The following is an 18,091-nucleotide window of genomic DNA, read 5'->3' on the forward strand; positions in this document are numbered from 1 at the left end:
ATTTTAAATGGATTCGAGTATAATATTAAATTTCATTTTCTAGTTTTATTTTTTCTATAATATTACTTGGAAGGTATATTTCAATAATGGATTTCTTGTCAGAATAATATTTTACAAAAATTCTGATATGTTTATTTGAAAATTCAAAAGAGTCCTTATCGTTAAAATAGCTTATGGAATCAATGTTTCTTAATTTAAAGTTATGCATAAGTTCTTCAATTTTCGGATAATGTCTTTTAATTTTGTTAAGTTTTCTTGTAAGAGTGTAAAATAGGACTATCGGAGATTTAACGGATTTTGATACATTTACAAAAAGTTTTAGGTTTTTTGAAGCTAAATTAAGCATAAGAGATTTTTTTAAATTTTTTTCAAAATCTTCAGAAAAAGAACTTTTTACATAATTTATATTATCATATACATATTTATATCCTCTCTTTGTTACGTATAGAACGAATAAATGATAAATTTCTTCAGGATTAGAAATTTTTTCCTTAATAAGTTCCAGCATTTTATAAATTTTATTATCATAAGGCTTGTAAGACTGTCTTGATTTATTAATAAAAAAATTTATTGAAATAATTTTATTTGTTGCTTTTTTACTTTCTTTTATCTTTTCATATTCAACTGAAAAATCTGTAAAAGTGTTTATATCTGATATAGCTTTTTTCAAAATATGTTTTTCAAAATCAAAAAATCTTTCATATTTGTTATCTGTGTTTAAATACATTTTTACTAATGAAACAGGTAAAGTAACTTCGTTTTTATTTTTTAAATTTTTGATAATATTATTATAAAAATTGAATGAGAAGGAATCATTCATAAAAATAAATTTTTCAATATCAAGAAGAGAGAAAAAATTTTTTTTGAGAGAAAAACAACTTTTAAATTCTTCAGTAAAAAATATCTGGCAATAGTCAGAATGCAAAATAAAGGATGAAATAATTCCAAAAGAACCTGAAAATTGAGCATCTGTAGAAAAAAGTATGTATTTTTCTGATAGAGTTTTAAAAAATGTTGTGAGATTGTCAATTGAATCAAATTCAAGTGTAGAAAGAATTTCTTCAAATCTGATTTCAGCTTTTTTTAAAAATAAAGAATCTGAAATAATTCTAAAAAATAGTAATTTGAGAAATATTTTTTCATTTTTTGTTATTTTTTTTGAAAATTCAAGTTTGATATTGGTTTGAAGATTTGTAAATTCTTCTGAAAAATAGATATTCATTTTATTCTCCTTAACAACGAAAAAAAAATTATATTTTTCGTCTAATTTTTATAATTAATTTTATTATTTATAAATTATATTTATTTAAACGAAAAACATAAATAAATTTTCGCTTTTTTATAATTATACTTTAAATAAAGGAAAAAATCAACTAAGATAAAAATAAATAATATAAAAAATATTAAATTAATAATTAAAATTTTTTTTGACAAAATGAAAAATGTGGGGTATAACGATAGTGAAAAATAAAAATATTTAAAGATAAAATTAAAATTGGAGGAAGAACAAATGGGAAAGAGGTTATTAAGCTGTTTTACTAGTGATTTTAATAAAATGTCAGGCCAAGACTTGAAGAATGCTATTAAGGCAAGTGAAGGAAGAACAGTATTATCAGAAAATGTTACAGGAAGAAGAAGCGTTACAGGAGATGTTACAAATAGCGAATTAGCAAGAGCATTTGGAGCAGATCTTATATTACTAAATGGATTGGATGTGTATAATCCTGTTATAGCAGCTTTGCCTGAAAGTGATGAACCAATAAAGCTTTTGAAAAAGCTTACAGGTAGACCAGTAGGTCTGAATCTTGAGCCTGTAGACTTGAATGCGGATATGATGGAGGAAATAGAAATTATTCCTGAAGGAAGAATGTGTTCTGAAGCAACATTAAAAAAAATAGAGGAAATGGGATTTGACTTTGTGTGTCTTACAGGAAATCCTGGTACAGGAGTTACAAACAATCGAATTTCAGAAGGAATAAAACAGGCTAAAAAATATTTTAGTGGAATGGTAATAGCAGGGAAAATGCATTCAGCAGGAGTTGATGAACCTGTCGCAAATTTAGATGTTGTAAAAGAATTTATTGAAAACGGTGCAGATGTTATTATGCTTCCAGCTGTAGGAACAGTACCTGGCTTTACTCAAGATGAAATGATAAAGGCTGTAAGATTTATTAAGGAAAATGGAGCATTATCAATGTCTGCGATAGGGACAAGTCAAGAAAGCTCAACAAGAGAAACAATAAGACAAATAGCAATAATGAATAAAATAGCTGGAGTGGATATTCAACATATTGGAGATGCTGGATATTCAGGAGTTGCAAATTATGAAAATATAATGGAACTGTCAATCGCCATAAGAGGTGTAAGACACACAATTAGAATGATTGCTGCTTCAAATGATAGATAAAAATAAAAAATATTATAAATTATACATAATTGGAGGAGGATTTTATGAAAAGAATATATTTATTTTGTAGTGCGGGAATGTCTACAAGTCTAGTTGCTAGAAGGATGCAGGAAGTAGCTGATAAACATAGTCTTCCCGTTGAAGTGAAAGCTTTTCCTGACAATAAGATAGATATTATTGTTGAGGAATTTCATCCTGATATAATTTTGTTGGGACCACAAGTAAAGTTTAAACTTGAAGAGACAGCTTCAAAATATGAACCAAAAGGTATCCCAGTAGCAGTAATTGATCTTGAAGATTATGGAAAAGTTGACGGGGAACGTATATTAAAAAGAGCAATAAAAATACTAAAAGAAAAGGCGGTAAAATAATATGTTTGATAAATTAGAAAAGGTTTTAGGACCTTTAGCTTCTAAATTGAGCAGTAATAAAGTTTTAGCGGCAATCCGTGATGGGTTTCTAGTGGGAACACCGTTAATTATAGCAGCTTCAATATTTTTAGTTATTGGTAATTTCCCTATTGAAGGATATGAAAAATTTGTTGCACAGTTTTTAGGTGAAGGATGGGATGGATATCTTAATGCTGTTATCCGTTCAACGTTTGGAGTAATAGCTCTTCTTGGTGTTATTGGTATTGGATATTATTATGCGAAGGCAAAGGGAGTAGAAGGAATTTCAGGAGCAGCTGTATCATTAGTAGCCTTTCTTATCATAAGTCCTCAATCTCATGATTTGTTTGTAAATGCAGAAGGAAACGCTTTTAGAGGATTTGCACTTAAAAATTTAGGAACAGAAGGTTTATTCCTTGCAATGATTACAGCACTACTTGCGGTAACTGTATTTGCTGCAGTTAAAAATAAAGGGTGGACAATAAAACTTCCTGAAGGAGTGCCGCCTGCAGTAATGAATTCATTTGCAGCATTAATACCAAGTATGTTTGTAATGCTTCTGTTTTTTGTGTTAAGACTTTTCTTCTATTTCTTTACAAAAGATCAGTATGCACATGATTTTATTTATAAAGTTCTGCAAGGTCCTCTTGAAGGTTTAGGAAAGAATTTCTTCTTTGAACCAATTTATCAGTTCTTATCAACATTATTCTGGTTCTTTGGTATTAACGGTCCTGCTGTTACAAATACAGTTTTCTCTCCATTACACCTGGCTATGACAACAGGAAATCAGGAAGCATTTGCGGCTCATATGCCATTACCTCATATATTTACAGGTTCATTCTCTGATTTCTTCTGTAACTTTGGTGGAGGAGGAAGTACACTATCTCTAGTGTTACTGATGATCTTTAAAGGTAAGTCAGAACGTATGAAAAAATTAGGAAAATTATCTATAGTGCCTGGAATTTTTGGAATAAACGAAATGGTTATTTTTGGACTTCCAGTTGTGTTAAACCCAATTATTGCGATTCCATTTTTATTAACACCGCTTGTTAATACAATTTTAGGTACACTTGCAACAGTATTACATATTATTCCTCGTACTACAGGAACATTATTACCTTGGACAACGCCTTTATTCTTTTCAGGATGGCTTTCTACAGGAAGCATAGTTGCAGGACTTTTCCAGATAGTACAGGTAGCAATAGGATGTATGATTTACTATCCATTCTTTAAAATACTGGATACTCAGTATTTGCAAGATGAAACAAAACCTGTAGAACAAAATGAAAAAGATGATTTGGAAGATATTTCACTTGATGATATCTCTTTCTAGAAAATATAATTTGTATTGAATAAGGCTGTTTCAAAATTAATTTATAAATTTTAATTTTGGGGCAGTTTTGTTCGTTATAGAGGTTACTTCAATATGAGAACTTCATTTAAGAGGAAAATACACAAGTAATCATAAGAATAAAAGGACAGCTAATAGCAGAACATCTAAGTAAAATTTTTAGCAGTAAAGGAGACAGACAATGAGAATAGTTTTATTTTTTGACCAGATTCAATCAGGAACAGGTGGAAAAGAAGGAGCTAATGTAGAACTTGCACTTGAAAAAGGTGGAATGGGTTCATACATGATGTTTTCAGAATATATAAAAAATATAGGTGGAACAGTGCTTGCAACAACATACTGTAGCGACAGCTATTTTAAGGAAAATCAGGAACTTGTACTTGAAAAAATGACGGGTCTTCTGAATAAGGTAAAAGCTGATATTCTTTTGTGTGGACCATGTTTCAACTATTACAACTATGCAGAAATGTCTTCCATTTTAGCAGAACACGTAAAGAAGGAAACAGACTGTAAACCTGTAGTTGTATGTTCAGAAGAAAATAAGGAAATAATAGATAAATATAAAAATAATCTGTTAATGATAAAAATGCCCAAAAAAGGTGGAGTAGGATTACGTGAATCATTGCAGAATATGGCAAAAGTAATTAAAAAAGTTTATGATGGAGCAGATTTATCTGAAGTAAATGATTACATATATAAATAAAAGAAATGGAGTAGGTATGAGATTAGAGGAATTATGCCAATTAAGGGGAGTTTCAGGGGATGAAAAGGAAGTACATGATTTTTTGTACAATGAATATAAAAAAAGAAATCTTTCAATAATAAAAGATAGACTTGGTTCTGTTTTTGGTCTTAAAAAAGGAAACGATTCATCATATAAAATAATGATAAGTTCCAACATGGATGAAAGTGGAGGAATGATTTCAGACATCAGGGAAGATGGATTGATGGAATTTTTAACAATAGGAGTTTATGAAAAGAATCTGTTTGAGCAGAGAACAGTAAAAGTACTTAATAGAAGACACGAAAAATATACAGGATTTATAGTAAAAAATGAAAATGAACTTTTACTCGATACAGGATATGGAAGCAAAGAGGAAGTTTTAAAGGCAGGAATTCAGATTGGAGATATTTTTTTACTTGATGTTCCAACTTTATGCCTTCCGGAAGGAGAGATACTTTCTAAAAATCTTTCTAACAGGGCAGGGCTTGAGGTTGGTCTTACAGTTCTGGATAAACTGGAAGAAGGGAACGAAAATCTTCCATTTGATGTAGCAGTAGGCGGAATATCCCATTCGGTAACAGGTCAGCGTGGTGCAATAACGGCAACAACTGCTGTAAAACCTGATATAGCTATTGTTATTGATGCAGCATATGTAAAAGAACCCAAAGAAAATGCCATATATATTCGTAGTTTTGATAAGTCAATGCTTCCAAATCAAATGTTAAAACAGGAATTTTATGAAACCGCACAGAAAAAAGGATATATTCCTGAAGGGCATGTTCAATTGGAAGCAACAGACGGCTCATTTATCCATAAGTCATTGGAGGGAACTCCGACAGTTGTACTTGTACTGCCTTTAAAATATAAACAGGCTCTTTTAAATTCGTTAAAAGTGAAGTACATAAATAATCTTAGTGATGTAATCATAGAGTTTATTAAGGGGCTGACTGCTGAAAAAATAGAAAAATTTGGATTTAAAGGGTGAGAAAAATGAATTTTGATATAGAATGGGAAGTTTTGAAGGAGCTGACAGAAACTTATGCAATTTCAGGATTTGAAGAGGATATTGTTGATATATTGAAAAAGCATATAAATCTTCCATTTTCTCAGGATGGTCTTGGATCCTGCCTTTTTACAAAAGAAGGCAACGGTATTTCTATAATGGTAGCCACTCATATGGATGAAGTAGGATTTGTCGTAAAGGAAATAGATGAGCAGGGGTACCTGTATTTTCAGAATGTAGGAAATATGTGGTCGCATGTTCTGCTTAACCAGAAGGTGACAGTTATAAATGAAAAAAAGAATATGTATTATGGTGTTATTGGTGGACCTGCAGTCCATTCAATAAAGGAAAAGGAAAGGGAAAAGGTGCTGCCAATTGATAAACTATATATTGATATGGGAGTTAGCAGTAAAAAACGGATTGAAGAGCTGGGAATAAAAGTAGGAGACATGATATGTCCGTATGGAAAAATGATAGAGCTGAATGAAGAAGGATACCTTGCAGGAAAAGCTTTTGACAATCGTGTAAGTGTAGCGACAGGGATATGGCTTATGAATATACTGAAAAAAGAAAATACAGGCAATAAGGTTACTCTTGCGGCAACGGTACAGGAGGAAGTTGGACTAAGAGGTGCAAGAACAACAGCACATAAAGTATTTCCTGATCTTGCAATAGCTGTAGATACTACTTTGGCAGGAGATACTCCTCTAAATAAAAATAATATAAAGATTGGAAAAGGAGTAGCTATTAATGTTATTGATTCAATGACCATAATGAACAGGGGACTGCTAATTTATATTGAAAATCTCTGCAGAAAGAATGATATTCCTTATCAGCTGAGCTGTTTTACAGATGGTGGGACTGATGCAGGAAATATTCACAAATCAGGAACTGGAATACCTGCAACAACTTTATCCATACCTATGAGATACATGCATACTCATCTTGGAGTCGTACATAAGGACGATATTATTGCGACATTGAAACTGCTGAAACTGATAGTAGAAGATCTGACTCCTGAAAAGTATGACAGAATACTGAAGGAAAACTATAATTACAGTGAATAAGATGAAAAAACTTGAGGAGGTAAGAAGATGTGGGGAATAATTGCAACATGGTGCATGGCACATGATGGTGTCAAAGAAGCTGCAAAAATACTGAAAAATGATGGAAAAGCGGGAGAAGCGATAGAAACTGCAATAAAAAATGTTGAAGATTTTCCTTTTTATAAATCTGTAGGTTATGGTGGACTTCCAAATGAAGAAATGGAAGTTGAACTGGATGCGGCATACATGGATGGAAGCAACTTTAATTTTGGTGCAGTCTGTGCGATTAAGGATTTTGCCAATCCTATATCTGTCGCTAAGGATTTAAGTTATTTAAATGAAAACAGCATGTTAGTAAGTGAAGGCGCAGAAAAATACGCACATAAAAGAGGTTTTGAAAGAAAAAATATGCTTACAGAAAGGGCAAAAATACATTATAGAAACAGATTGAAGGATATGGCACATATAAAAGAAATAGAAATAAAGCCCTATTCAGGACATGATACGGTTGGTATGGTGTGCCTTGATAAAGAAGAAAATATAGTTGCAGGAACTTCTACAAGCGGACTTTTCATGAAAAAGAAAGGAAGAGTGGGAGATTCGCCTGTAATCGGTTCAGGACTCTATGCTGACAGTGAGATTGGAGGAGCAAGTGCAACAGGACTCGGAGAAGATATAATGAAAGGAATAATTTCATATGAGATAGTAAAACTTATGGAAAGTGGTCTTTCTCCTCAGAAAGCATGTGAAAAGGCTGTCTTCACTTTTGAAAAGAAATTGATAAGAAAAAGAGGAAAAGCAGGAGATATTTCTGTAATTGCCATGAATAACAAAGGAGAATGGGGAGTAGCTACAAATATTGAGAATTTTTCCTTTGTTGCAGGAAATGAAAAAAATCCTGTAAAAGTATACAGGACAAAAAGAAAAGGCGATGAGATGGTACATGAAGAAGCGATCGAAGAGTGGATGCAGGAATATATCAATGAAAGAACTAAACCTCTTATAGAAAAGTAAGGCAGGTAGAAAATGGATAAAAATACGGATGATAATAAAAAATATGATAAAAATAGGAATATTTCCGATGAGGAAATGATACAGAAAATAAAAAAAGAAGTGAAAAAAATACAGCCAGAATTAATAGAGACAATACGTGAATTAGTTTCAATTTACAGTATTCAGATGGAACCTGAAGAAAATGCTCCATTTGGAAAAGGGCCTGCCGAGGCACTGGATAAAGCTCTGGAAATATCAGAAAAACTGGGATTTAATACAGCGAATATAGATAATAAAATAGGTTATGCAGAATATGTACCGGAAGAAATAAGGGATTATGAGGAATATATAGGGATTTTTGGACATGTAGATGTTGTTCCTCTTGGTGAAGGGTGGAAGTATCCTCCATTAGGTGGAAAAATAGAAAATAATCGCATATATGGAAGAGGTGTTCTAGATAATAAAGGTCCCATTCTGTCAAATCTTTTTGCACTCCATATTCTGAAAAAATTAGGAATAAAATTTGATGTTCCTGTAAGAATAGTTTTCGGAACAAATGAAGAAACAGGATTTGCATGTGTAAAACATTATCTAACAAAGGAAAAAGCCCCTATTTTTGGCTGGACTCCTGATTGTAAATGGCCAGTTGTATACGGAGAAAGGGGAAGGCTTAAAGTAAGAATATATTCTGAAATGAAAGATTTAGAGAAATTATATGAATTTGTAAATGGATATATTCTATCAGCACCTAGTAACGGTGTGAAATTAAAAATAAACTTTAAGGATGATGATTTCGGAGAAATGATATTAAGAGGGTACAGATTTGGAATTGCTGAAAATAGACATTTTTTTGAATTTGTAATGAGCTATCCTGCAATATGTAAAAAAGAACAACTTATGAATCTAATCAGGAGTAATTTGACGGAAGGAACGGAGCTGGAGGAAATTTCCAACTGGAATCCAGTTCTATATGATAAAAGTTCTGAATATGTGTATACCTTACAGAAAGTATATAATTATGTTACAGGATTTAATGCGGAACCTGTCACAACGACAGGAGGAACTTATGCAAAAATAATTCCTAATATTATTGCATATGGCCCAAGTTTTCCAGGTCAGAAGGATATAGCACATTTACCTGATGAGTGGCTTGATTTATCAGATTTAGAGAAAATAACAGAGATTTATGCACTTTCATTCTATGAAATAAGTAAGTTGAAAAATAGAAAATAAAGAAAAAAACTGTTTTTTATTCTTAAAAATAAGAATATCAGACAGTTTTTATTATTTTCAATTTTAATTAACCTAATAAATTTAGAAATAATTCTAAATATAAATTTTATCCCTTTTATCTATTTAATACTATTTCCCGTTTAAAAATGAGAATAAATTTTTATAAGAAGGTTGTTTGATATCTAATTCATAATCATTCAATTAAAGTATTTTTATTATTTTTTAGATATTTTGATTAATAAATATTTTTTCATATTACTATGTTTTTTCTTTTTTATTTTCGTAGGATTGCTCATTGCCGCAAAACCTTATCTTGCAGTAAAAGTTTATCCTAATAATTAAAATTGTGGCAAGATTGCTACGCAATAACCTATGGCTAGTCTACGACATTTTTCTATACTGACAAAAAACTCGCTATGCTCAAACAGTTTTGCCAGCACAGAAAAATGCTCCGACGGATTAGTTTATAATTATAAAAATTATGGCGAAAGAAATATATTCGTACTTAGTTATTTTTCCTTTAACGAAATTTTGCTTATTTAATTGTTTTTCAGCTTTTTGTCTGATGATAACTTTATATTTCATTTTCCAATCCCATTTTTTTTACTAAATCTTCAAATGAAATTGCTTTTTCCTTGTTTAACTTATATTCTTCATAAGCTTCAACAGCCACTTTGTAGTCCTCTTCATCTTCGATTTTTTCAAGAATTAAATCTAACATTACTTGGTTTAAATTGATATTGTTTTCCTTAACATAGTTGTTTATTTTGTCTTCTATGTCAGGATGAGCATTTATAGAAACGGTTATCATAAAATTCACACCCTTTCTTGTTATTTTTGTTAATAAAATTTTAACATAAAAAATAATAAAAAGCAACCAAAATATTTTATTAACTGCAATTTGTATCAAAAAAATTGCCACAGAGGAAAGCATGAAATTGTTCCTATTAGAATAGAAGACATCATTCATACAGAAAACAATGAAAGAAGTGAATAATATAAGACAAAATAGATGGCTTTATAAAAAATATATATCAAACAGATGATTAGTTAATATTATTAATGTCAAAAACAAGATTGACTTTAATCAGAAAATTAATGAAGAAATAGAATATTTGCCCAAAAGAAAAAAGGCAGGAAAGCATTCCCCTGTATGGGAAGCCCTGCCTTAAATATATATTTTCTTTTTCCTGATCATCATTATCGCTCTGTATATTTACATATAGCTTAATACCTGTTTCCATATCTGTCTTCACAGTAGACATATCCATTTTCATCTCTATAACATTTTACACCTCTTTCCTTTCTTTCCTGTTTAGCTTCTTTCCAGAGAGCCATATCATGTGCAGTACACCCCACCACAGACATAGCAAGTACAACTATCAGTACAATTTTCTTAAACATTGCGTATCATTTCCTTCCGTTTAAATTATTTATTTATATGAATATATTTCTTCGATTTTGTGTATTAACTATTTGTGTTCTTTTTAACTAAATAATATTTTAAGTTGAAATACAAAATTACATATAGCTAGTAAACTCTGTTTCCGTATTTGTCCTTGCAATAGAATGTTCCACTAGCTCTTCTATAACATTTTCTACCTTCTTCTCTTCTGGATTGATTTACATCGTTCCAGTAACTTGGACTTAAAAGCTCACATCCCACGACAGACATAGTAAGTATAACCATCAATAAAATTTTCTTAAACATTGCATATCATCTCCTTATGTTTTAAATATATTTCTCTCATTTTATGTATTGATTATTTGTGTTTTTTATATTTTTATTATACAATATTTTAAGTTTGAATACAAATTGTTTTTTATATTTCTTTAGAAAAGTTAATAAAAAATAAAATTATATCTAAATTACAATGTAATTTTCCTAAATTATTTTATTTCAATGCCTTCCAATTCCAATAAAAACTCCTTTATATGAAGTCCTCCACCATATCCGACTAACTTTCCATTCATACCAATTACACGATGGCAGGGAATAAAAATTGAGATTTTATTTCGATTGTTTGCCATTCCGACAGCACGAACTGCTTTTCCGTTATTAATTGCAACTGCTATGTCCTTGTAGGAACGGGTTTCGCCGTAAGGGATTGTTTCAAGAGCGTTCCAGACGGAAATTTGAAAAGGTGTCCCTTCTTTTAGAAGTGGCAAGTCAAATTGTTTTCGTTTTTTGGAAAAATATTCAAACAACTGATTTTTTGCCTTTTTTATTAACTCGGTTTCTTTAATTTGAAAATTATCATCATTTTTAAATTTTTTAATTTCATAATTCCAGATTACATCAGTAATATGAGAATCATTTTCTGTTGTGGCAAGTCCAATTTTTCCAATTGGAGTATTGGTTTCATAAAAATAGATATTTTTTTTCATTGTTATTAGCCTTTCAATTTTTTATATTTAAAATTTGAATTTTTTAATTCATTTTGTGGTAAATGTATTATAATATGGTTGGGTAAAAAAGTAAATAGGGAGTGAAAAAGTAAAAATTTGAAATGAAAACTTTAACATTTTCAGAGTTCTCTTTTTATGATATAATGGGAAATAAATTAGATGAGGTTTTTCAGTTATGTTGAATAAGTCATTATGGGAAAAGAAAATATTTGGGGATAGTTTTCTTTTAAAAAAGATTATCAATAGAAAATTAAAATTGTGGCTGTATAATCAATATAAAAAAGAAGAAACAGATAGTGGAGAAGAAGAGGTAATAATTAAGGAAAATTTAAATTATGAATTGCTTTGTGACATTTTAAACAATACAGAAAAATATGTAAAAGTCAAAAATGGAAATTTTGAAAATAAATTTTTGATTTATAATGAAGAAGCAAAGGATGGAGAGCCATTTATTATTGCAATATTTAGAGATATGTATGCTTTTTGCGTGTTTTTTTATATAAGTAAAAAAGAAGGAAAGTATATTGTTAAGAATAAATGGTTTGATGAAATTGAAATAGGGAATACTCAGGAGTTTTTAAATAATTTGCAGGAATACAACGTAAATCTTGATGTTCCTGAATTTGTAAATTTGAAAAGATATTATTGGGATGAATTGACGTTAATTGAAAAAATCTTAAAGAGATATTTTGGTACAGGGAAAATTGAAGTCAAACTGGATGAAAATATTAAAATTAACCGTAAATATAGCGGAATAAAATTAGGAAATCACATTGAAAAAGTAATTCCTGCGTCAGAGAAAAGAAATCTAAAAAAATATTATCAGTATTTGCTGTATGAAGACAAGGAACAGAAATATTCATTATTTGCAAATCCAAAAACTGGAAAAATTGTAAAGATTGATATAAAAGATGAGAAGTATTTTCCAGCAGAAGATTTGAAAATTGGCGATTACTTAACGAAAGAGAAAATGGAGAAATATGAAATTTATTACGATGAAGCTGATGAAGATGTGTGGCTTAGTGAAGTAGTAAAAGAATTGGCAATAGTAACAGAACTTGTTGGGGATTATCCTAATCAGAAAGAAATAATACTGTGGTATGTCTGGTTTGATTATAAAGAGTACGGTTTTTAAGTGAAATAAATCATACTTAAAATTATAAACGTTGATTTACAAAAATTCAAAAAAATTTAGAATATAACGGAGGTTTTCATGGGAAATTTTGAAAAGAAAGTGGAAAGAGATTTTTTTGATGTTTTTTTAGGAATATTAAAAATAACAGGAATATTTATTTCTACATGGATTGTGTTATTAGTACAAAGAGCAATCTTTAATTATTATTACTATATCAATGTATTAAAGTTGAATTATGGCAATGAAAATGCTGGGATGATTCCGACGTTAGTAGAGGCGGTATTTAGTTTTATTGTTTTGGCTATACTAACTGTTATTTTTATAAAAATGATGAAAGCAAGATTTGGTGCAAAAAATTTGATAAAAATAATGCTGTGGACTTTTGCTATGATGGTTATAATAATTTTCTTGCTTGGAGGAGGATTTGCTTTTTCTGTGTCAAAGAATTCTGAAATAATAGATTTGAATTATATGATTTTATTATTTTTTAAAAAAGGAATTTTAAATGGAATAATGGGAACAGAATTAGTTGGAATCTTGCTGACAATATCCTTATTTTCTATCAAAGTATATGAGAAAAATAATGGAAAAAGTATATTTTCAATTATTTATACAGCTATAAATTCAATAATCTTAATTATAATGTATTATTTTATATCTATTTTTATGGATATATATATGTACCAAACTATAGCAGGTACAGAGAATGATTATATTTGGAAATTTATAATAGAAATAATAAAGAGTACAGATCTATCTAAAGCGATCTTTAATTATTTTTTTTATGTGGTAGTTTTGATTATTGTAATTTTTACAACTATATTAGTTTTAAACGTTTTTTCAGATAATAAAAAATTGGAATTAAAAATAAATAACACTAAATAGAAATTAAAAAAAGGAAATATAGAAAAATGAATTTATTTGACGAAGTATATGAAGATAAGAAGCCGCTGGCATTTAGATACCGTCCAAAAAGTCTTGATGATTTTTATGGGCAGAAGAGATTGGTTGGGGAAAATGGGATTTTGAGGAAGATTATTGAACGTGGAAATTTTATGAATGCGATTTTCTGGGGAGCACCGGGAACAGGGAAAACTACGCTTGCAGAGATAATAGCTGATAAAATGAATTACCATTACGAATATTTGAATGCTATAAAAGCCTCTGTAACGGATATAAAGAATATTTCTGACAAGGCATACAGCAGCTTTCACACAAATGGACAGCAGACACTCTTATTTTTAGATGAAATTCATAGATTTAACAAGTTGCAGCAGGATTCACTACTTGAAGATTTGGAAAATGGAAATATTATTTTAATTGGAGCTACTACTGAAAATCCTTATTATAACTTGAATAACGCATTGTTATCACGATGTATGGCATTTGAATTTAAGAAATTGAGTGAAGAAGATTTGCTTAAAATATTGAAAAATATTAATGAAAAGGAGAATTTTGGGATTTCAGATGATATTTTGGGATATATTTCGGAAATAATTGAAGGAGATGCAAGGCAGGCTATAAACATTTTGGAACTGATAACAAATGTTGGAGTGGAGTTTAAGTTGGAAGAAGTAAAGGAAATTTTGAATACAAAAAAATCATACCACAGAACAGAAGACAAGTACAATACAATTTCAGCAATGATAAAAAGCATCCGTGGAAGTGATCCTGATGCGGCTGTCTACTGGATGGCGAAAATGCTGTCTGGCGGCGAAGATATTTTGTATATTGCTAGAAGGCTCGTAATTTTGGCTTCTGAAGACATTGGGCTTGCAAATCCGCAGGCTTTACCAGTTGCTGTGGCAGGACTTAATGCAATAAAGGAAATTGGAATGCCCGAAGCTAGAATCATCTTATCTGAAGTGGCAATCTATCTCGCAATTTCTCCCAAGAGCAATTCAGCCTACAATGCTATAAATTCAGCACTAAGCCACATTGAAAATGAAAAAATTCAGGAAGTGCCAGTCCATCTCACAAAAGTTGGAGCAAAAGACTACAAATATCCACATAATTATGAAAATCATTATGTAGACCAAATTTATATGAATGAAAAAGTCAAGTTTTACGAGCATGGGGAAAATAAATTTGAAAAGGCGGCAGATGAGTGGTTGAGAAAGATTAAGAAAAAGTAGGACTTAGTATGAATTTCTAATTTTATAGCTGAATAATAAATAATTTTGTGCCAAATTTTAAAAGTAAACATATATTAAAATAAAAAAGCGATAAAGGACTGTCCTACATTTAAGACAGTTTTTTATTTAAAAGTTAATAATTACATAACCTTGATAAATAAAAGGGTTTGTGATAAAATAAATTAACAAAAATATATTGGAGGAATGATGCCGAATGAAAAAAAGAGCTTTGATTAGTGTTTTTGATAAGACTGGGATATTGGAATTTGCACAGTTTTTAAATCAAAAAGGTGTGGAAATTATTTCGACTGGAGGGACTTACAAGTTTTTGAAGGAAAATGGGCTTTCCGTGATAGATGTTTCGGAAGTTACTAATTTTAAGGAAATGCTGGATGGAAGAGTGAAAACATTGCATCCGAATATTCATGGTGGAATTTTGGCGATTAGGGACAATAGGGAGCATATGGATACAATTGCGAAAGAAGGAATAGAGACAATTGATTATGTTGTTGTTAATCTTTATCCGTTTTTCAGGGAAGTTCAGACAGATAAGACTTTTGATGAAAAAATCGAATTTATTGATATAGGTGGGCCTACAATGCTTCGTTCGGCTGCAAAATCATTCAAGGACGTTACAGTTATCTGCGAAACAGAAGACTATGAGAAAGTTATGGAAGAAATCAAAAATAATGGGGAAGTTTCATTTGAAACAAAAAAAAGATTGGCTGGTAAGGTGTTTAACTTAACATCAGCTTACGATGCGGCTATCTCCAATTTCTTGCTGGAAGAGGAATATCCAAAATATTTGAATGTTTCGTATGAAAAGAAATTTGATTTAAGATATGGCGAAAATCCTCACCAATCGTCTGCATACTACGTTTCAACTACTGAAAATGGAAGTATGAAAGATTTTGTCCAGTTAAATGGAAAAGAATTGTCGTTTAATAATATTAGGGATATGGATATTGCTTGGAAAGTGGCAAATGAATTTGATGAAATTGCCTGCTGTGCTGTAAAACACTCGACTCCTTGCGGTGTGGCAGTTGCAGATGATGTTTTCACAGCCTACAAGAAAGCTCATGATTGTGATCCAGTATCAATTTTTGGCGGAATTGTTGCAATTAATAGAGAAATCGATGCAAAAACTGCACAGGAACTGAACAAAATTTTCCTAGAAATCGTAATTGCCCCAGCATTTACTGATGAAGCTCTTGAAATATTAAAATCCAAGAAAAATTTGAGAGTAATAAAATGTGAAGTTGCAAAACCGCAGGATAAAGTGGAATATGTAAAAGTTGACGGTGGAATATTAGTTCAGCAGACAAATCAAAAAATGATTGACAATATGGAAGTTGTAACGAAAAAACAGCCAACAGAGCAAGAATTAAAAGATATGGAACTTGGAATGAAAGTCGTAAAACACGTAAAATCAAATGCAATTGTGGTCGTAAAAGACGGAGCGGCAACAGGAGTTGGAACAGGACAGACAAACAGAATCTGGGCAACTCAGCACGCACTTGAACATGCCAAAGGCGACTTGGATTCACTAGAAGGAGCAGTTCTGGCATCAGACGCATTTTTCCCATTCAGAGACTGTGTAGACGAAGCTGCAAAATACGGTATCAAAGCATTAGTACAGCCAGGCGGCTCAATTAGAGACAAAGAATCAATCGAAGCCGCCGATGAACACGGAATGACAATGGTATTTACTGGAATCAGACATTTCAAACATTAAAATTAAACAAATATTTGTTTTTATAGATAAACTGTACTAAAATATATGAAAAGGGGTAATCTATATCAAAATTTAAGAATAGAGGGACAATTAAAATTCAAAAAACTATATTATTCCAATTATATGATGGGATATAGATCACCCCAATATCGAAGGGGACTAAAACAACTGGAAAAGGAGGTGCAGATAGCTTAATGTGATATAGATCACCCCAATATCGAAGGGGACTAAAACATAGAACTTTAAAACCTGAAATGGACGGATTGATATAGATCACCCCAATATCGAAGGGGACTAAAACTAGCATCAAATGAATGCGGGTCGATATTAAAGATATAGATCACCCCAATATCGAAGGGGACTAAAACATAAAGGGGAATGAAATGAAAAAAATATTTATGATATAGATCACCCCAATATCGAAGGGGACTAAAACCTTATTACATTATCGTCCTTATCGTAAAATAGATATAGACTACCCCAATATCGAAGGGAACTAAAACAATTAAATTCTCATCTTCACTTAACTTTGTTGATATAGACTACCCCAATATCGAAGGGGACTAAAACTTTTCTGTTTGTACTATTGAAAAGGCATTATGGATATAGACCACCCCAATATCAAAGGGGACTAAAACTAAATGGTGGAAATCCATCGGAAGTTGAAAGGATATAGACCACCCCAATATCGAAGGGGACTAAAACTGAATACCACGTTATAAAGTTTTTCTATTTCTGATATAGACCACCCCAATATCGAAGGGGACTAAAACCTAAGCGGTTGCCTTCGAGAGATGTGCCTGTTTCGATATAGACCACCCCAATATCGAAGGGGAGTAAAACAGATTTTATAGGGTTAATTTTGGTTTACAAATATAAAAAATGGAGGAAACCAAAATGAAAAAAATTTTTGTGATATTGACATTGGTATTTGTTAGTGCAAATACATTTTCGGAAACGTTGTATTTCAAGAATTGTAAGGAAGCACGCTCAAAAGGCTACAAAAATATAAAAAAAGGCGAGCCAGGATATGCAAAACATTTAGACAGGGATAAAGATGGTATAGCTTGTGAAAGTAAATAAATTAAATGTAGAGTTGTTTCTTGATTGGGATAACTCTTTTTTTGAAATTAGCAGATGATAGGAATGAAACAGATAAACTATTAAAGAAAAAAATTGAAAGGAACATTTTTATATATATTTTTGTAACAAATGTTTGACATCTATACAACAAAATATAAAAGAAATTAAATATTAAATTGACAAATTGAAAAAATTATGTTATTATACTTAAGGATTGTTAAATTAGTTATATAATGGGACTGTAGCTCAACTGGTCAGAGCAACCGACTCTTAATCGGTAGGTTGTGGGTTCGATCCCCACCAGTCCCACCATCATCTTCTATAGAATATTAGTGATAAGAGTTTTTTAGGCTCTTATTTTTTTGTTTTAATATTAGAAACTTAGAAATAGAAGAAATATCAAAAAAAAAACAAAATAAAGCCCTTGAATAATTTCAAAAAGTGAAGT

19 protein-coding genes, 1 tRNA gene and 1 CRISPR repeat array are annotated in these 18,091 nt (G+C 30.7%); of the genes, 14 read left to right on the top strand and 6 right to left on the bottom strand.

Going from position 1 to position 18,091, the window contains the following annotated elements:
* Positions 1-25: 25 nt before the first annotated feature.
* On the bottom strand, positions 26-1,222 hold the full coding sequence (locus QU666_RS05935; protein ID WP_021768137.1) for a replication initiation protein: 1,197 nt from the start codon (positions 1,220-1,222) through the stop codon (positions 26-28).
* 288 nt (positions 1,223-1,510) lie between these two features.
* Here QU666_RS05935 and QU666_RS05940 point away from each other — a divergent pair, with 288 nt between their 5' ends.
* The 8 genes from QU666_RS05940 to QU666_RS05975 all read left to right on the top strand — a co-directional run bounded on the left by QU666_RS05940 (position 1,511) and on the right by QU666_RS05975 (position 9,146).
* Positions 1,511-2,407 carry a PEP phosphonomutase gene (locus tag QU666_RS05940; protein WP_036071673.1) on the top strand — a complete coding sequence of 299 codons (897 nt, stop codon included), beginning with the start codon at positions 1,511-1,513 and terminating at the stop codon, positions 2,405-2,407.
* Positions 2,408-2,451: 44 nt separating this feature from the next.
* Positions 2,452-2,778 (top strand): PTS sugar transporter subunit IIB, encoded by a 327-nt coding sequence (locus QU666_RS05945; protein WP_021769953.1) that lies wholly within the window; start codon positions 2,452-2,454, stop codon positions 2,776-2,778.
* 1 nt (position 2,779) lies between these two features.
* Positions 2,780-4,129, top strand: coding sequence for a PTS sugar transporter subunit IIC (locus tag QU666_RS05950; protein WP_021769954.1), 1,350 nt, complete (start codon positions 2,780-2,782; stop codon positions 4,127-4,129).
* A 199-nt stretch (positions 4,130-4,328) separates the two neighbouring features.
* Positions 4,329-4,850 carry a GrdB-related putative oxidoreductase gene (locus QU666_RS05955; RefSeq protein WP_021769955.1) on the top strand — a complete coding sequence of 174 codons (522 nt, stop codon included), beginning with the start codon at positions 4,329-4,331 and terminating at the stop codon, positions 4,848-4,850.
* Complete coding sequence (locus tag QU666_RS05960) at positions 4,831-5,856, top strand: hypothetical protein (RefSeq protein ID WP_021769956.1); 1,026 nt, start codon at positions 4,831-4,833, stop codon at positions 5,854-5,856. The genes QU666_RS05955 and QU666_RS05960 overlap by 20 nt, the downstream gene beginning before the upstream one ends.
* Positions 5,857-5,861: 5 nt before the next feature.
* Entirely contained in the window at positions 5,862-6,941 is a 1,080-nt protein-coding gene (locus QU666_RS05965) for a M42 family metallopeptidase (protein WP_021769957.1), read from the top strand.
* Positions 6,942-6,968: 27 nt separating this feature from the next.
* Positions 6,969-7,934, top strand: coding sequence for a N(4)-(beta-N-acetylglucosaminyl)-L-asparaginase (locus QU666_RS05970; RefSeq protein WP_021769958.1), 966 nt, complete (start codon positions 6,969-6,971; stop codon positions 7,932-7,934).
* Positions 7,935-7,946: 12 nt separating this feature from the next.
* On the top strand, positions 7,947-9,146 hold the full coding sequence (locus tag QU666_RS05975; RefSeq protein WP_021769959.1) for a Sapep family Mn(2+)-dependent dipeptidase: 1,200 nt from the start codon (positions 7,947-7,949) through the stop codon (positions 9,144-9,146).
* Positions 9,147-9,720: 574 nt separating this feature from the next.
* On the opposite strand, the gene QU666_RS05980 is transcribed toward QU666_RS05975, so the two are convergent.
* The 5 genes from QU666_RS05980 to QU666_RS06000 form a co-directional block, all read right to left on the bottom strand.
* Positions 9,721-9,957: a DUF6290 family protein gene (locus tag QU666_RS05980; protein ID WP_036070486.1), complete on the bottom strand. Its 237-nt coding sequence runs from the start codon at positions 9,955-9,957 to the stop codon at positions 9,721-9,723.
* Positions 9,958-10,192: 235 nt separating this feature from the next.
* A complete protein-coding gene (locus QU666_RS05985; protein ID WP_304984893.1) occupies positions 10,193-10,423 on the bottom strand; it encodes a hypothetical protein in 231 nt (76 codons plus the stop codon).
* Positions 10,374-10,550, bottom strand: a complete 177-nt coding sequence (locus tag QU666_RS05990; protein WP_021768905.1) for a hypothetical protein — start codon at positions 10,548-10,550, stop codon at positions 10,374-10,376. Before QU666_RS05990 ends, QU666_RS05985 begins: the two co-directional genes overlap by 50 nt.
* 127 nt (positions 10,551-10,677) lie before the next feature.
* A complete protein-coding gene (locus QU666_RS05995) occupies positions 10,678-10,857 on the bottom strand; it encodes a hypothetical protein (protein ID WP_021768904.1) in 180 nt (59 codons plus the stop codon).
* A 179-nt stretch (positions 10,858-11,036) separates the two neighbouring features.
* Positions 11,037-11,534, bottom strand: coding sequence for a methylated-DNA--[protein]-cysteine S-methyltransferase (locus QU666_RS06000; protein ID WP_021768903.1), 498 nt, complete (start codon positions 11,532-11,534; stop codon positions 11,037-11,039).
* A 196-nt stretch (positions 11,535-11,730) separates the two neighbouring features.
* On the opposite strand from QU666_RS06000, the gene QU666_RS06005 reads away from it, so the two are divergent.
* From QU666_RS06005 to QU666_RS06030, 6 genes are all read left to right on the top strand, one after another.
* The gene (locus QU666_RS06005) at positions 11,731-12,690 is read left to right on the top strand and encodes a hypothetical protein (protein ID WP_021768902.1); all 960 of its coding nucleotides are present in this window, start codon (positions 11,731-11,733) and stop codon (positions 12,688-12,690) included.
* A 78-nt stretch (positions 12,691-12,768) separates the two neighbouring features.
* Complete coding sequence (locus QU666_RS06010) at positions 12,769-13,575, top strand: hypothetical protein (protein WP_021768901.1); 807 nt, start codon at positions 12,769-12,771, stop codon at positions 13,573-13,575.
* 26 nt (positions 13,576-13,601) lie between these two features.
* Positions 13,602-14,825 (top strand): replication-associated recombination protein A, encoded by a 1,224-nt coding sequence (locus QU666_RS06015; RefSeq protein ID WP_021768900.1) that lies wholly within the window; start codon positions 13,602-13,604, stop codon positions 14,823-14,825.
* A gap of 214 nt (positions 14,826-15,039) precedes the next feature.
* The gene (gene purH / locus QU666_RS06020; protein ID WP_021768899.1) at positions 15,040-16,560 is read left to right on the top strand and encodes a bifunctional phosphoribosylaminoimidazolecarboxamide formyltransferase/IMP cyclohydrolase; all 1,521 of its coding nucleotides are present in this window, start codon (positions 15,040-15,042) and stop codon (positions 16,558-16,560) included.
* 130 nt (positions 16,561-16,690) lie between these two features.
* Positions 16,691-17,403: a CRISPR direct-repeat array (repeat unit 26 nt; unit sequence ACCCCAATATCGAAGGGGACTAAAAC).
* A 54-nt stretch (positions 17,404-17,457) separates the two neighbouring features.
* Positions 17,458-17,643 carry an excalibur calcium-binding domain-containing protein gene (locus QU666_RS06025; protein ID WP_036070480.1) on the top strand — a complete coding sequence of 62 codons (186 nt, stop codon included), beginning with the start codon at positions 17,458-17,460 and terminating at the stop codon, positions 17,641-17,643.
* Between the two features lie 235 nt (positions 17,644-17,878).
* Positions 17,879-17,955 (top strand) — tRNA-Lys (locus QU666_RS06030).
* Positions 17,956-18,091: the final 136 nt, after the last annotated feature.

The sequence above is a fragment of the Leptotrichia sp. HMT-225 genome (assembly GCF_030644325.1).
Taxonomy (GTDB): domain Bacteria; phylum Fusobacteriota; class Fusobacteriia; order Fusobacteriales; family Leptotrichiaceae; genus Leptotrichia; species Leptotrichia massiliensis.

Bases quoted from the DNA above. Each gene is read 5' to 3' on its own strand.
- QU666_RS05935 (WP_021768137.1), bottom strand. From the start codon at position 1,222: ATGAATATCTATTTTTCAGAAGAATTTACAAATCTTCAAACCAATATC.
- QU666_RS05940 (WP_036071673.1), top strand. From the start codon at position 1,511: ATGGGAAAGAGGTTATTAAGCTGTTTTACTAGTGATTTTAATAAAATG.
- QU666_RS05945 (WP_021769953.1), top strand. From the start codon at position 2,452: ATGAAAAGAATATATTTATTTTGTAGTGCGGGAATGTCTACAAGTCTA.
- QU666_RS05950 (WP_021769954.1), top strand. From the start codon at position 2,780: ATGTTTGATAAATTAGAAAAGGTTTTAGGACCTTTAGCTTCTAAATTG.
- QU666_RS05955 (WP_021769955.1), top strand. From the start codon at position 4,329: ATGAGAATAGTTTTATTTTTTGACCAGATTCAATCAGGAACAGGTGGA.
- QU666_RS05960 (WP_021769956.1), top strand. From the start codon at position 4,831: ATGATTACATATATAAATAAAAGAAATGGAGTAGGTATGAGATTAGAG.
- QU666_RS05965 (WP_021769957.1), top strand. From the start codon at position 5,862: ATGAATTTTGATATAGAATGGGAAGTTTTGAAGGAGCTGACAGAAACT.
- QU666_RS05970 (WP_021769958.1), top strand. From the start codon at position 6,969: ATGTGGGGAATAATTGCAACATGGTGCATGGCACATGATGGTGTCAAA.
- QU666_RS05975 (WP_021769959.1), top strand. From the start codon at position 7,947: ATGGATAAAAATACGGATGATAATAAAAAATATGATAAAAATAGGAAT.
- QU666_RS05980 (WP_036070486.1), bottom strand. From the start codon at position 9,957: ATGATAACCGTTTCTATAAATGCTCATCCTGACATAGAAGACAAAATA.
- QU666_RS05985 (WP_304984893.1), bottom strand. From the start codon at position 10,423: ATGAAAATGGATATGTCTACTGTGAAGACAGATATGGAAACAGGTATT.
- QU666_RS05990 (WP_021768905.1), bottom strand. From the start codon at position 10,550: ATGTTTAAGAAAATTGTACTGATAGTTGTACTTGCTATGTCTGTGGTG.
- QU666_RS05995 (WP_021768904.1), bottom strand. From the start codon at position 10,857: ATGTTTAAGAAAATTTTATTGATGGTTATACTTACTATGTCTGTCGTG.
- QU666_RS06000 (WP_021768903.1), bottom strand. From the start codon at position 11,534: ATGAAAAAAAATATCTATTTTTATGAAACCAATACTCCAATTGGAAAA.
- QU666_RS06005 (WP_021768902.1), top strand. From the start codon at position 11,731: ATGTTGAATAAGTCATTATGGGAAAAGAAAATATTTGGGGATAGTTTT.
- QU666_RS06010 (WP_021768901.1), top strand. From the start codon at position 12,769: ATGGGAAATTTTGAAAAGAAAGTGGAAAGAGATTTTTTTGATGTTTTT.
- QU666_RS06015 (WP_021768900.1), top strand. From the start codon at position 13,602: ATGAATTTATTTGACGAAGTATATGAAGATAAGAAGCCGCTGGCATTT.
- purH (WP_021768899.1), top strand. From the start codon at position 15,040: ATGAAAAAAAGAGCTTTGATTAGTGTTTTTGATAAGACTGGGATATTG.
- QU666_RS06025 (WP_036070480.1), top strand. From the start codon at position 17,458: ATGAAAAAAATTTTTGTGATATTGACATTGGTATTTGTTAGTGCAAAT.